The sequence below is a fragment of the Vibrio sp. 2130-1 genome (assembly GCF_033339515.1).
The window spans coordinates 277,375-292,020 of sequence record NZ_JAWOUT010000004.1 but is presented as its reverse complement, the minus strand read 5'-3'; the positions used below and the strand labels follow the sequence as shown (position 1 = coordinate 292,020).

At 46.6% G+C, this 14,646-nt stretch carries 14 protein-coding genes; 1 reads left to right on the top strand and 13 read right to left on the bottom strand.

Annotated features, from left to right (window positions below; genetic code table 11):
• Positions 1-48 precede the first annotated feature (48 nt).
• The 7 genes from R7Q09_RS08045 to R7Q09_RS08015 all read right to left on the bottom strand — a co-directional run bounded on the left by R7Q09_RS08045 (position 49) and on the right by R7Q09_RS08015 (position 7,837).
• Complete coding sequence (locus R7Q09_RS08045; RefSeq protein WP_005390944.1) at positions 49-426, bottom strand: nuclear transport factor 2 family protein; 378 nt, start codon at positions 424-426, stop codon at positions 49-51.
• Positions 427-568: 142 nt separating this feature from the next.
• Positions 569-1,300, bottom strand: a complete 732-nt coding sequence (locus tag R7Q09_RS08040) for a DUF3726 domain-containing protein (RefSeq protein WP_053307776.1) — start codon at positions 1,298-1,300, stop codon at positions 569-571.
• Complete coding sequence (locus R7Q09_RS08035) at positions 1,297-3,033, bottom strand: hypothetical protein (protein WP_318070658.1); 1,737 nt, start codon at positions 3,031-3,033, stop codon at positions 1,297-1,299. Before R7Q09_RS08035 ends, R7Q09_RS08040 begins: the two co-directional genes overlap by 4 nt.
• Before the next feature lie 101 nt (positions 3,034-3,134).
• Positions 3,135-4,736 carry a BCCT family transporter gene (locus R7Q09_RS08030; protein WP_154203911.1) on the bottom strand — a complete coding sequence of 534 codons (1,602 nt, stop codon included), beginning with the start codon at positions 4,734-4,736 and terminating at the stop codon, positions 3,135-3,137.
• A gap of 109 nt (positions 4,737-4,845) precedes the next feature.
• Entirely contained in the window at positions 4,846-5,835 is a 990-nt protein-coding gene (locus R7Q09_RS08025) for a membrane dipeptidase (protein ID WP_053303711.1), read from the bottom strand.
• Between the two features lie 69 nt (positions 5,836-5,904).
• Entirely contained in the window at positions 5,905-7,365 is a 1,461-nt protein-coding gene (locus R7Q09_RS08020) for an aldehyde dehydrogenase family protein (RefSeq protein ID WP_318070659.1), read from the bottom strand.
• Between the two features lie 73 nt (positions 7,366-7,438).
• A complete protein-coding gene (locus R7Q09_RS08015) occupies positions 7,439-7,837 on the bottom strand; it encodes a RidA family protein (RefSeq protein ID WP_005375789.1) in 399 nt (132 codons plus the stop codon).
• Between the two features lie 155 nt (positions 7,838-7,992).
• On the opposite strand from R7Q09_RS08015, the gene R7Q09_RS08010 reads away from it, so the two are divergent.
• On the top strand, positions 7,993-8,883 hold the full coding sequence (locus R7Q09_RS08010) for a LysR family transcriptional regulator (protein WP_005375788.1): 891 nt from the start codon (positions 7,993-7,995) through the stop codon (positions 8,881-8,883).
• A gap of 80 nt (positions 8,884-8,963) precedes the next feature.
• On the opposite strand, the gene R7Q09_RS08005 is transcribed toward R7Q09_RS08010, so the two are convergent.
• The 6 genes from R7Q09_RS08005 to cyoB form a co-directional block, all read right to left on the bottom strand.
• Entirely contained in the window at positions 8,964-10,070 is a 1,107-nt protein-coding gene (locus R7Q09_RS08005; protein WP_318070660.1) for an NADH:flavin oxidoreductase, read from the bottom strand.
• 217 nt (positions 10,071-10,287) lie between these two features.
• Entirely contained in the window at positions 10,288-10,701 is a 414-nt protein-coding gene (locus R7Q09_RS08000) for a hypothetical protein (RefSeq protein ID WP_258640527.1), read from the bottom strand.
• A 123-nt stretch (positions 10,702-10,824) separates the two neighbouring features.
• Complete coding sequence (gene cyoE / locus R7Q09_RS07995) at positions 10,825-11,745, bottom strand: heme o synthase (RefSeq protein ID WP_085343639.1); 921 nt, start codon at positions 11,743-11,745, stop codon at positions 10,825-10,827.
• The gene (gene cyoD / locus R7Q09_RS07990) at positions 11,706-12,017 is read right to left on the bottom strand and encodes a cytochrome o ubiquinol oxidase subunit IV (RefSeq protein ID WP_012842490.1); all 312 of its coding nucleotides are present in this window, start codon (positions 12,015-12,017) and stop codon (positions 11,706-11,708) included. Before cyoD ends, cyoE begins: the two co-directional genes overlap by 40 nt.
• Positions 12,017-12,619, bottom strand: coding sequence for a cytochrome o ubiquinol oxidase subunit III (gene cyoC / locus R7Q09_RS07985; protein WP_005375782.1), 603 nt, complete (start codon positions 12,617-12,619; stop codon positions 12,017-12,019). The genes cyoD and cyoC overlap by 1 nt, the downstream gene beginning before the upstream one ends.
• Positions 12,609-14,645 carry a cytochrome o ubiquinol oxidase subunit I gene (gene cyoB / locus R7Q09_RS07980; RefSeq protein WP_005375781.1) on the bottom strand — a complete coding sequence of 679 codons (2,037 nt, stop codon included), beginning with the start codon at positions 14,643-14,645 and terminating at the stop codon, positions 12,609-12,611. Before cyoB ends, cyoC begins: the two co-directional genes overlap by 11 nt.
• Position 14,646: the final 1 nt, after the last annotated feature.

Sequence of the window (14,646 nt, the reverse complement as noted above, 5' to 3'; positions counted from 1 at the left end):
CTCCCATACCGTTTGAATAAACGGCATGGGAGACTCGTCAACGACTCGTTAATACATGGTGTGACCATTCAATGTTTCTTTAGGGATCTCTTGCAGAGCGTCCCAATGTTCAACAATCTTCCCATTATGATCAAAACGAAAGAAATCCATCGTCACGTATTCAATATCATTAGGCCATGTTTGGTGAGTGTGTAGTGCCACCAAGTTCCCTTCAGCAATGGCTCGCACAAACGTAATGTCTTTATTGGGATACTCATTTTGCATCCGCTCAAAATACTCGATAAAAGCCTCGGGGCCATTTCCAACTAATGGATTGTGCTGGATGTACTCATCGCCAACATAGTCTTCAACCGCTTTTCTTGGATTACCTCGATAGGCGGTTTCGTAAAACGCAATGGCATTTCTTTTGTTCTCTTGCAGATCCATTTTTCTTACCTGTGTTGCTCCATCTTGCGGATAACGGTAATCATAGTCTTTGAACTTCAGAAGTGACCAAACTTCGCGCACAAAAAAGGCCGCTAAAGAGCAGCCTTCATCACTTCTACTTGGAATCATCGCCTTTCATCGCTTAAACCACACCGCCAGCACCGAGCATAGAACGCTCACTGTTCTCCACCAGCAACGCGGTTGCGGTTTGTTTCAGTGTTTCCCATTCTTGGTCTTCGACAAAGATACCATTTTGCCAAGAAGCTTGTTGCGTGCGGCTTAACTCATCACCTTCAATGTGGGTGGTATACCCTTGTGCACTTTTCTCGATATCGAAATCGTTCACGGAGAGCTCGATAACCATACTATGCAAATCCGTATCATGCCCATCAAACTGATCCGAGAAAAAGACTTCTGGCGCGATTCGTCCACGGTTTAACACATAAAGCGTTCGCTTGGGACTAGAGCCATTGACCCATTGCGCACGGCACGCAATGCCTTTTGCAGAGAGCTTCAACAACTCACTAAAACCTAGCCAACGGTTATGGCACTGCGTCAACGTGATAGTAATCGACTTACGGTTAATCATTTTCTCAAGTGCGAAATCCAACACAGCAGGTAAATGACACGCTACACTCCCGTTGTGCAGTTCTACCTCTATGTTTGACGGCGTACTGTTGGTCACCGATACGGCGCAGTCTGAATCTAACCCAAGAAACAGACTGGCGTTATTAAAATGACGAACTCCATGTAAGCCAACCATTTGCAAGTCCGCCACCATGTTCGCAATGACATCCGCCTCACCACAGTGACGGCGCATGCCAAGAAATGCCTTATTAACCGCGGCCACCAATTCGTTGTGAGAGACGATCATAATGCAAATCCTCCACTGATTTTTTGATTATCACTTTGCGCAATTTCGTCACGTGGCGGCATGCTAGGGAAAATCCATGTGTCTGCCAGTTTAGGGTCGTGAATTTCATCTAACAACGGCGCACCTTGGAAGAAAGTTACTCGAACCCAACGATCCGAGCGCGGATCAAACTTAGTCGCGCCAAAGATCGCCAATTTACAGCGCAGTAAGTGCATTGGTAACGCATCTTTACGCAGCACATTCATTTGAATATCCCCCATCGCACGGTTGCCTAGCGTCCATACGCGACGTGTGATCGAACGATAAGCCGGTTTTTGCAATAGAAACTCTGCTACGGACATTTCTACATCACAGTCAAGCAAGGCCTGGTACAAGCGATTCACTTGTCTGCCGATATCAAGCGGCAGTTCTTTTTCTTCTCCAGCCTCTTCCCCGCGAACACCAAGCCTTGGCTCTTCTTTATCTTGTGAGCGATACCAGAACCAGTAGTTGTTCTCGGCTAGTGAGTAATCCGCATCAATCGCCCAGCGGTACTTGCTTTGCAACACTTCCAGTAAATCTTGGATCTTTTTCCCGCCCGGAATAGATAACGTTTCATCCGTATTCATTTGGCTAGCAAATTCATCCACTAAAGATGGGTAGAGTTCGATCAAGCAAGAGGTGAGAATTTCTTGGGCTTCCACACTCATTGTTTTCTTATGCTCGACCAAACTCGCCCAGTTCGGATGTAATGCCATTAACGTTGCTAGCTTCGATAGCAGTTGTTTGATGTCTGCTATCGCTTGATGATTGAGCCTGTCTTGATGTTCATTGATGGTGATGACTTGCTCTAAATGACGCTGTGCTTTTTGTAGTAATCCTTGCAAAGGAGCATGGAACGACGCTTCACATGGCATCGCAAAGACTCGCGCTACCGCACGTTCACGAGAGGTCATCCATTGGTCAACAATACACGGGTGATTAATCAAGTATGGAGCCATGCCTAAGCCAGTCGCATTGCCGACACCAAGGTAGCGCTGCAAGCCACGATGCAAAGCCACCGCGTTGTCGCCACCTTGTTGAAGTGCCAGATAGTGCACCCAATCGAGGCTGAATTCACGCAACATATATACGGCACACATTTGCGCACTAAAAGACTGGCTGAAATCTGAGTTGTTCTCTAACAGTTTGAAATCGGCGATACCAAACTTTCCGTTACCATAAACAGCTGTGGTACGCAGGATATAACCCACTTCCGCTAACTCTTTCGGCTCAGGCTGCTCGCCTTGAGAAAGCGCGCTAACAATGTGCTCAAACACGCGCACACTTTTGTTTGCGCGAGCAAGAACAAGTACGTTGTTTGGATTACGTCCCGCTTCTTGCAGCGGTACATTTTCTCGCAATCTTTCCAACAAAGTAACATCAACATCGCCTTGAACCAGTGCAAATGTGACGTCCCACTTTTCAGCAATTACGCGATCATTACGCTCGTCGTCGGCAATTTCATCACAGAATACCACCAAATGATAAACGTGCTCTGGCGTGGTCAATTTGTAAATCACATGACCATAACCACGAGGACAAAGCTGCCACTCATGCTTGGTTACTTGCCAGTTTTGGCTTGCCATATTACGAATCAGACTGCGTACAAAGCTAATTCGGTTTTGGTGCATTGCGCCAAGCCTTTCGGCTGCCATGACAATCGCTGCATCGCGCATAGTTGCTTCCGTATAAGTAGAACGATGTGCATCCATTTTGCTCACCACCTATTTGTTATTGTAAGAATACTAGGGTTTGTGCGGATGCAGGAGGAAAACACCCGCACAAGCTCCACGTTGTTTGAATTAGATAATTGTTATAGCCCTTGCTCTTTCGCCATTTTGATTGCGATTTGCGGTGCATTCCAAAGTGACGGTAACAGAATCAACGAAACCGGAACCGCGGTAATCACAATGAAAGATTGCAGAGCAGAGATGCCGCCAGAGCCAAGGGAAATTAGGATCAATGCCGTCACACCCATCATTACTCCCCAGAAGGTACGGATGATCGCATTCGGCTCCGTTTCACCACTGATCACGACACTGATTGTGTAGGTCATTGAGTCGCCCGTCGTGACGATGAAGATCGTGGTTAAAATCAGAAATAGAATTGAAGTCAGCATTGGCATTGGTAGTTGCTGAGTCACTGCAAGCAAAGCACCTGGCAAGTTAAAGCCCTCAAACGCCGCACTCACGCTACCCGGTTCAGCAATTTCAAACGCAAGGCCAGAGCCGCCCACAATCGTGAACCAAAAACAGGTGGTTAACGGAGCCACAATACTGATGGTGGAAATAACTTGGCGAATAGTTCGACCACGGGAAATACGCGCAATAAAGATTGCCATCATCGGACCATAACCCAGGAACCAGCCCCAGAAAAATACTGTCCACCAACTTAGCCAACCTTCGTCACCGCGATAGGTCGCCATTGGGATAAAGTTATCCAACATGCTTCCTACACCTTGAATGTATCCGTTAAAGATAAAATTCGTCGGACCAAAAAACAGGATGTAAACCATCAATGCCATTGCCAAAATCACGTTGTAACGACTAAGCAGTTGCATGCCTCGGCTTAATCCACTGAGTGCTGACAAGGTGTAAAGCGCAATCGCAAACAAGATGATGATAAGCTGAGTGGTAAAGCCATCAGGGATATCAAACAACGCATTTAACGCGTAGCTAACCTGCAAGCCCAGAAACCCAATTGGACCAATGGTGCCCGCGGCTACCGCGATAATGCAGCATGCGTCAATCAATGCACCGAGTTGGCCTTTAAGTGCTCGTTCGCCCAAGACTGGGTAAAGCAAAATACGGGGTTTTAGTGGTAAACCTTTGTCGTAATGTAGGTGCATCACCACGATGGAAGTTAAGCTACCTACAATCGCCCAAGCTAGAAAGCCCCAGTGCATAAAGGATTGCGACAACGCATTCACCGCACCTTGCTGCGGGTTATCTTGCGCGCCGTACAAAGGAGGTGGGCTCACATAATGCGCGATAGGCTCAGCCGCGGCCCAGAAAACGCCACCACCAGCCAATAAGGTACAGAAAATAATCGCCATCCAGCGGAAAGAATCCATTTCTGGTTTTTCAATCCCGCCCAACATCACCTTGCCTGTTCGCCCTGCAGCTAAACCAAGACCAATAAGAAAAGTGAGAAGCAGCAGTAACTGCCAGTATGGACCAAATACCTGAACTGCCCAGCCAAAGCCAGCGTTAACGATCGTAGATAACAGCTCGCCGTCATAAAGTGCAATAGCAACGAACAACGCGATGAAACCACCGCTATACCAAAAGGCCGGGTTATTCAGTCCTAATTTGTCCGTCGTGTTTTCTGTTGTTGATGTGTTGTGTTTTGCTTTTGACTTGCCCGATGACACGCTCATCGTGGAAGCTTTCATGCTATTGGTTAAATCAGACATACTCTGGCTCCAGAGGTTCTTTGCAGCAGCCAAAGACTGGCTACAAATGTGAGTTTTACGCCTGCCGTATTGTTATTATGTGGGCAGGCGGTTCCTACTTTGGGGAATGCTATGAAATAGGCTCTAATCCTTCTTTAAGGAAGTTGAACCAGTTTTCACCCAATATTTTTCCAGCCTCAGATTCACTGAATCCGTGACCCATTAATCCGTTGTAGATGTTCTCCATCCCTGCGCTGCCGCAGAACCATGGCAGCGCATCTGGCCATCCCGAGTTACTTGCTGAACCTTCGCCGTAATCCATCGCTTTTGACCAACGCCCGTTGCGCATCCACTCCAACACTTGTTGCGGCTGATTTAGGCACAAATCACTACCGATGCCTAAATGGTCGACGCCAAACATGTCTGCGGTTTTCGCTACCATCTGGCAGAAATCATCCAGCGTGCACTGGCTGCCATTTGGTAAATGGAACGGATATAAACTGAATCCAATCAAACCACCGCGCTCCGTCAGTGCTTTGATCACGGTGTTGGACTTGTTGCGCAGTGCGTCATGCGCAAACGTCGGGTTAGCATGGCTGATACAAATTGGACGCGAAGAGAGCTCGATAGCTTCCAACGTTGAACGCTCTGCGCTGTGGGACATATCAATGATCATCCCGACTCGGTTCATCTCTTCAATCGCTTGTTTACCAAAGCGAGTTACGCCGGAATCGTTTTGTTCGTAACAACCTGTCGCCAGTAAGCTTTGGTTGTTGTAGGTCAGTTGCATGATCAGCAGACCTTGGCGGCGCATCACTTCAATCAGGCCAATTTCATCATCAATCGGTGAGCAATTCTGCGCGCCGAAGAAGATGCCGACTTTACCTTCTGCTTTGGCTTTTTCTACATCTGCCATTGAATAAATAGGCATGATGAGGTCCGCATTTTGCTCGAAGCGCAAGTTCCACTCAGCAAAACGCGTTAAGGTTTCGCGCGCAGTTTCGTGGTAGACGATGGTGGCATGAACGGCGGTAATGCCACTCGCCTTAAGCGTTTGGAAATACTCTCGATCCCAATTGCAGTACTGCAATCCGTCAATCACAATCCGTTGTTGGTACATAACCACTCCTTAAACAATTTCTTAGCCTTTCAGTGCGGGTAACTGACACCATCAGCTACCCTGCTGTTCTTAGTAAGGGCGCTGATAAGCGGTTTTCACCACGGTGTAGAACTCTTTGGCGTACTGCCCTTGCTCACGAGGGCCAAAGCTAGATTCTTTACGGCCACCAAATGGGACGTGATAATCTGTACCCGCAGTTGGCAAGTTAACCATGACGCAGCCCGTTTGGACTTGCTGTTTGAAGATCGCGCTATTGCGCAGACTTTGCGTGATAATGCCGCCTGTCAGGCCAAAGCGCGTATCGTTCGCGACTGCAATTGCCTCATCCAGATCAGAAACGCGAATCACGCTTGCCATTGGTGCAAAGACTTCTTCTTGGTTCACTTCCCAGCTGTTTTGTGTGTTCAAGAACAGGGTTGGTGACATGTAGTACCCGTCATGATCTAGGCTCAGACGCTCGCCACCAAAAGCCAGCTCTGCGCCCGCTTGGCGCGCGTTTTCGATCCACTCAAAGTTCGCATTCAGCTGGTTACCATCAACAACAGGGCCCATGAACACGCCCTCTTCTAGAGCGTGACCCACTTTAAGTTCGCTCATGCGTTTGATTAGCGCTTCAACATACGCGTCGTGAACTCCGTCCATAACGACAAGACGAGAAGACGCGGTGCACTTTTGACCTGCACCCGAGAATGAGCCTGCGATTGTTGCTTCGACAGCAATCTGAATGTCTGCATCATCTGCCACTACGAGCGCATTTTTGCTACCCATCTCTAGCTGACAACGCACAAAATTTGGTGCCGTTGCCGCTGCAACTTTACGGCCTGTGTCCACAGAACCAGTGAAGCTCACGCCGTTCACATCCTTCGAATTGATAAGGGTATTACCTACTTGCGAACCGCTACCCAAAACGAGGTTAAACGTGCCAGCAGGTAAACCTTGGCGATGGATAATCTCTGTCAGCGCAACGGCACTTGCTGGGGTTAGGTTGGCAGGCTTCCAGACGACGCTGTTGCCAAACGCAAGTGCTGGCGCGATTTTCCAAGCCGCTGTTGCTGTTGGGAAGTTCCAAGGAGAGATAATGGCGATAACGCCGACGGCTTCGCGAGTAACTTCAACGGAGACACCTGGACGGACGGAAGCAGCGCTATCGCCAATTTGACGCAGAACCTCAGCAGCAAAGTATTGGAAGAATTGGCCAGCACGGTAAATCTCACCTCGACCTTCAGCAAATGGCTTACCTTCTTCACGCGAAAGCAAGGTGCCCAATTCGTCACATCGTGCAATGAGCTCATCACCAATCGCTTGTAGCACTGCTTGCTTGCGCTCGATTGGTGTTTTTTCCCACTCTGGCTGCGCTGATTTAGCCGCTTGAATCGCTTGCTCTACTTGCGACACACTCGCTTGTGCGAAATCGCCAATGTTTTCACTGATATCAGAAGGGTTAATATTGGCGATGGTGTCCATGCCCGATTGCCATTCACCTGCTATATAGAGGGATTTTTCTGCTTGAACATTGTTAATAAAAGTCATGGTTCTTTCCTTGTTCTTCCGATTTGTGATGGCAAGCCACCCACTCACTGATCTCTAATTGTTCTTATTGGATTTATTCTGGTTGGCTTGCCGACGCGTAGACAACAAACTCCACCAACATCTCTTCTCGCGCTAACCCTGCAACCACCATGGCGGCGCGATTTGGGTACGGCGCTTCAAAATATTCCGCGTACACTTGGTTAACGGTCTTTAAGTATTCTCTGTCGGTCACATAAATCAGGACCTGCAACACCGAGTCCAAAGACTCCCCTGCACACTCCAGGGTGTGAATGAGATTGTTAAAGGTTTGACGTGTTTGTGCTTCGATACCGCCTTCCACAACCGCGCCTGTGTCATCAATAGGAATTTGAGCCGTATACAGGGTTCCGTTGTTGACTATCGCCCATTCAAGCGGCGCTTTAGAAGCAAATAGACTGGTTTTAACTGGGTGTTTTTTAGTAGGAGTATTCACGTGCCTTTCAACCTTTGTAACAGCTTTGTTTCAATATGGTTAAATGATGCACATTGACAGGCGATAAATCTAACGGTAAATTTTTGACATTTGATAAATTAAACTTATCATTCTGTTTAAAATAACGTAAATAAAGGGATTAAGAGGCATTAGGGATGAGTATTAAGCTTCAACAATTAATGCATTTTGTGATGGTAGTCGAGGAAGGAGGCTTTCGAGCCGCTTCACATCGTGCAAATCGTTCTCAGGCGGCACTGTCAACATCGATAAAAGAGCTTGAAAAAATTCTAGGGCAAACGCTGTTTGAACCCGGAAACAAAACCAAATTGACCCCGTTTGGTGAAATTTGTCTTCCCAAAGTGGTTCAGTTTCTCAATATCTACAGTGCACTAGACAACGATCTCAAAGCAGCCGCTGCCGGACAGCAAGGGAGAGTGCGAATTGCGAGCGTTCCTTCTGTTGCAGCGAAGCTCATTCCTAGCGTGTTGGGCGCCTTTTGCGAACAGTATCCAAATGTAGAAGTAAGCTTGATAGACGATAATGCCGCTGGCGTCGAGGCTCGCCTACTCTCCGGTGAGGTCGACTTAGCGCTCGGTAACCCCTCTCACCTCGATGAGGGCGGCATTGACTTTACGCCGCTGTTAGCCGATCCAATAGGCGTGGTGTGTTTAAAGGACAACCCTATTGCGAGTCATCCAGAAGGAATCGAGTGGCAAACTTTGTTGGAACAACCCTTTATCCGTAACGGCACTTGTACACTTCTCGATCCAACCCCAGCAAGAGCTCTGAGTCAGCAAGCGCTCTATTCGGTCGAAAATATTACTTCGCTGTTTTCTGTCTTAGAACTTGGGATTGGTGTCACGACACTACCGAAGCTTGCTTTCCCAACCAATGAAACACGCTTGGTTTGGATTCCGCTTATCGATCCACCACTTGAAAGGCAAATTGGTATATTTACGTTAACCGATCGCACGATCTCGCCTCAAGCTAAAGCATTTCACGATCTTTGTGTGCATTATTTAAACTATCAAAAAGAAGATAAATAATGGTTCGATTAACATGCGGATAATTAAAAGCCTCCATATTCAGAGTGGAGGCTAATTTGTATTTGTGTATTCGCTTCGTTCTATTTTTTGCGACGATTTCGGTTCTTATACACTACGCAAAAGTTACCACGTTTGGTACGGCATTTTGAGCAGCGCTCGCAATCCACTGGCGCTCGATTACCCTCTTTCCAGCGCTTTATTAACTGAGGCTCAGCCAATAAAGGACGTGACACAGCGAAAAATTGGATATCTGTGTTTTCTGCAATTTTCTCAATCGCATCAATGTCACTCAATCCGCCGACAGTAATCACCGGTATGTTAACGTCCTGACTGATCACGTGCCCATATTCGTGAAAATAGCCTTCTTCTTTTAGTGTGTAACCATCGAACATTTCACCAACAAGCTCGTTTGCTTTGCCGTGAATATTGCCAGACACGATGATCGCATCAACGCCCACTTCTTCGAGTTTCTTACAAACGACGCGAGTTTCATCGAACGTTAAACCGCCGTCAAAGAACTCTGTTGCCGTCAGTTTAACGAGGATGGGAAATTCGCTTCCAACCAGCTTTCTGGTTTCAGAATAAATTTCTAAAAGAAAGCGCATGCGATTTTCTAAGCCACCACCGTATTCGTCTTCGCGACGATTATAGTACGGGCTTAAAAACTGGTTAATTAAGTAAGTGTGTGCCGCATGAATCTCTACGCCGTCAAAACCAGCGTCTTGAGCACGTTTACTCGCCAATGCGAATGCCTTTACGATGTAATCGATCTCGTCCTTAGTCATCACTTTGCCTTGCGTATTCGTGCCACGCTCAGGCACGTCACTCGGAGCAAAGATGACACGCTCACCGACGTTATAGGTGGTTTTGGTTCCACCGTAAGCAATTTGCATTACGATTTTAGAATCGTGTTGATGTACTAGCTCTGTTAGCTTTTTGTATTCTTCAATAAAAGAGTCGTTGTAGATCCCCATCATCCCAGCGTTGGGTTTCTCTTCTTCCACGATATTGGCATAACCAGTAACAATTAGACCCACTTCACCTTTCGCCAACTCTTCGTAAATATCGTAAAGCTTATCCGTCATGTGGCCATCTTCGGTCGCCATGTTCTCCCACGTTGCGCTGCGCACAAAACGGTTCTTTAGGGTCATGTTGCCAATGCGGGCTTCGGAAAACAAAATGCTCAAAACCAGTCCTCTTAATGTTGTCTTTATGGTTCTATCTTTTCCCAAGTAACCAAGAACAAAAAAGGAACAGCGATACACAACGTATGGCTGTTCCTTCTCTGAATCCGTGAGACCTGCAAACTACAGGCGCACCTTAATGCCTCGTGGGTGGCAAAACTTTAATCTGGATTAAGGTTTAGTGAGATAAGCGTGTAAGCAAAGCAACTCGGCCGATTTCTCAGTTTACCTTCACTCTACATTCTGGGGGTAAGATCTTCTCTTTTTCGAATGAGACTTCACAATCCACAAGAACGCTTCCTCCCCCATGTAGATAAAAGTAATCAAGCACGAAAAATACTTTATTATCACGCTCTCCATACTCTTCTACAAACACGCCAGCACTCTGGTTGAAATCCAGTTTTTCATTATCTAGAGAAATGGAGGAAACTCGAAATACATCATTTATTTCATAATCTGAACGATTAATTGTATCGACTTCAATCACTGGATTAATCTCCATGTTGTGGATAATAAGCCTAACAAGAGTACCTCCAATACGATAAGTTTCCACGGAGCTAACCGAGGACGGAACTTGGGCTAATACGCATGAAGACATTGCAACAATTGAAAGAAGAGTAAAACGACGAAACATGAACCACGACCATAGTAAAAAGGGATAATCATATTATCTCTTTTAGGCATGAATTCGAGTCTAGCAAAGCATGTAGCTCTCAGAATGGGAGCTACATGGAAGTGATATTAAAGAATTTCAAACTCAATAAATAAATGGCAACGGAATAAGCTCTAATCCTAGTACACCACTGATCCCCATCACCACTAGCAGTGAGACTTTAAACACCGACTTTGACCAAGCGATGTAGTTGCTGTCATCAATGCTACGAAAGGTCACTTTCGTCCACATAAAGCAAACGACCGCCGCAACCGCTAAGTATTCATACCCAGCTTCACCAAGTAAAAATAACCCCAACGATACGGCCCCAAACGCCACGACATACGCTTTCATGTGTCGATGCGCTTTATGAATGCCCTCTTTAACTGGTAATACGGGAATCCCGGCTTCTCGGTAGTCTTGCATGCGGAACATGGCAATCGCGTACGAGTGCGGCATTTGCCAGAGACAGAACATGGTAAAGAGTAAAATCGCTTCCAAGCTAATAAAGTTTGTTACCGCTAAATAACCCACTAATGGCGGGACTGCACCTGAAATACTTCCCACTAAGGTTCCATACACCGAGTTACGTTTGTACCACATCGTGTAAAAGAACACGTAATACACGTAGCCAAGCAAAACGACGACAGCGGATAGTGGGTTCACTCGGATAAATAACAGTGCGGTTCCTACCAGCAATAAAGCAAGTGCATAAACAAACGCAATATCGATATTGATGTTGCCTTTCACTGTTTCACGATTTTGTGTACGTGCCATCTTTTGGTCGATATCACGATCAAAAATATTATTCACCACACAACCTGAAGCGATGACTAACCCCACACCAACTAACGTTGTAACGAACAACATTAGACTGGCTGGTTCTGTTTTTGCGGCGAGGAAGAACCCCGCCGCAACAGAAATCAGGTTGCCGAAAATAATGCCCGGTTTGGTGATAGACAAATAACTTTTCAGCATACCTTGGCCTACAACTTCATGTTGACGTTCATGTTGTAGATGATCCATACCGAGCCAGCGATAAGGATAAGTACAACAATGGCGGTAAACATCAGTGATACAAGGTTCCAACGTCCGTCGGATGTTTTTGTTTCCATGTGCAAGAAGTATTTGAAGTGAACAAATATCTGCACTAATGCACATCCAAATAGAATCGCATAGGTTGTTGTATCTGGTAATGATTTCGTCCAAACAAAGTAGAACGGAATTACCGTCAGAATCAGTGAGGCAATAAAGCCTTTCACATAATCTGATGCACTGGTTTCTACATGTTGATCCATTACATTACCCCCAGTAAGTAAACGATGGTAAAGACACAAATCCAAACGATATCTAGAAAGTGCCAAAATAGGCTTAAGCAGTTAAAGCGCATTGCCATATTGTCGTTCAGACCTTTCGTCGACAGTTGGTGATACGCTACCGCTAACCAAATCAGACCAAAGGTTACGTGCAGGCCGTGCGTACCAACCAACGTAAAGAATGCCGATAGGAATGCACTTGTTTGTGGACCATAGCCTTCTTCAATCAGGTGATGGAACTCATAGACCTCCATACAGATAAAACCAAGACCAAGTGCGAACGTTACTAACATCCAACGTTTGAGACCAGCAACGTTGTTGCGCTTCATCGCGATAATGCCAAAACCAAATGTGATACTGCTAAACAGCAGCAGCATGGTTTCGACAAACACGAATGGGAGTTCGAAAATGTCTTTACCTGTTGGGCCCGCAATTGAATTGCTCGACAGTACAGCGTATGTCGCGAACAAGGTCGCAAACAGCACGCAATCACTCATCAGGTAAACCCAGAAACCAAATAGCTTGTTGCCATTCGTGTCATGGTGGTGATCATGGTCGTGATGTGCTGCGATATTAGTTTGCATACGTCACCTCCAGATCATCTTTACTTTCGCTGTCTTTCACTGAGTTTTTCTTCGCTTCTTCAAGCTGAGCTCGACGCTCGGCCTCAATTGCTTTGATCTCTTCAACTTCCACGTAGTAATCCACATCATCGTTATAGCTATGCTGAATACACGTCACGATAATACCGACCAAACTTGCCGCCGCTAGCCACCAGATGTACCAAATCATGCCGAAGCCAAATAGGAGCGACCAAGCCGACACGTAGATGCCTGTTGCTGTGTTTTTTGGCATATGAATACGTTCGTATTCCACTTCTTTAGTTGGATCGAACTCGCCACTTTGTTTCTGGTACCAGAAGGCATCCAGCACATCACCTTTTGGCAGGTGTGCAAAGTTGTAGAACGGCGGTGGAGACGATGTTGCCCACTCAAGAGTACGACCACCCCACGGGTCACCAGTTAAATCACGGTTTTGCTCGCGGTCACGGATACTCACGTAAATTTGGATGAACTGAGACAATACGCCCAGCGCAATCACAACCGTACCTGCTGCGGCAATCGACAACAGTGGGAAGTATTCTGGGTTGATGTCTTGGCTTAAACGACGAGTCATCCCCATAAAGCCCAGCGCGTAAAGCGGTAGGAACGCCATTAGGAAGCCAATAATCCAAAGATAGAACGCACGTTTGCCCCAAGTTTCATTCATGGTGAAACCTGTCGCTTTCGGGAACCAGTAAGTGATCGCAGCGAAACATCCAAACACCACACCACCGATGATAACGTTGTGGAAGTGAGCAATCAGAAATACTGAGTTATGCAGAACGAAATCTGCGCCCGGAACAGCCATGAGTACGCCTGTCATACCACCAACAGTAAAGGTGATCAGGAAGCCCACCGTCCACATCATTGGCGTCGTAAAGCGAATGCGACCTTTGTACATGGTGAATAGCCAGTTGAAGATCTTCACCCCTGTTGGGATAGAAATAATCATCGTGGCAATACCGAAGAAGGCATTTACGTTCGCGCCAGATCCCATCGTAAAGAAGTGGTGTAGCCAAACGACAAACGCAAGAATCGTGATAACTACGGTAGCCCAAACTAGCGATGTGTAACCGAACAACTTTTTACGCGAGAAGGTTGCGGTGACTTCTGAGAACACACCAAAAATTGGCAAGATCAAAATGTACACTTCTGGATGGCCCCAAGCCCAAATCAGGTTGACGTACATCATTACGTTGCCGCCAAGATCATTGGTAAAGAAGTGCATGCCTAGGTATCTATCCAGCGTTAGCAGAGCGATAGTCACCGTTAGGATTGGGAATGAAATGATGATCAAAATGTTTGCACACAGAGACGCCCAAGTGAAAACTGGCATCTTCATCATTGGCATAGACGGTGTACGCATACGCAAAATGGTCGCGAAGAAGTTCACGCCTGTTAACGTCGTACCGACACCTGATATCTGCAGCGCCCAAATCCAATAGTCGACCCCGACTCCTGGGCTGGCCTCAATACCTGAAAGCGGCGGATACGCTAGCCAGCCGGTGCGACCAAATTCACCTAAGCCGAGAGACATGTTTGTTAGAATGACACCAACAACAAACAGCCAGAAGCTCAAGTTATTCAGATACGGGAAAGCTACGTCACGCGCACCAATCTGTAATGGCACGATGATGTTCATCAGACCAATAACCAATGGCATCGCTACGAAGAAGATCATGATCACGCCATGGGCAGTAAAAATTTGATCGTAGTGATGCGGTGGCAAGTAACCTGCTTCACCCGCAGAAGAAAGGAGTTGCTGACTACGCATCATGACTGCGTCAGCAAAACCACGAACAAGCATCACCATCGCTACTGCGATGTACATGAAGCCAAGTTTTTTATGGTCTACTGAAGTAAACCATTCATTCCACAAATATTGCCACTTTCCGGCTTTAGTTACCGCGTAAACTACGGCTAAACCAACCAGCGCCACAACCGCTAAGGTGATGACGATAATAGGTTCGTGGAATGGAACTGAATCAAGAGTTAATCTTCCAAACATT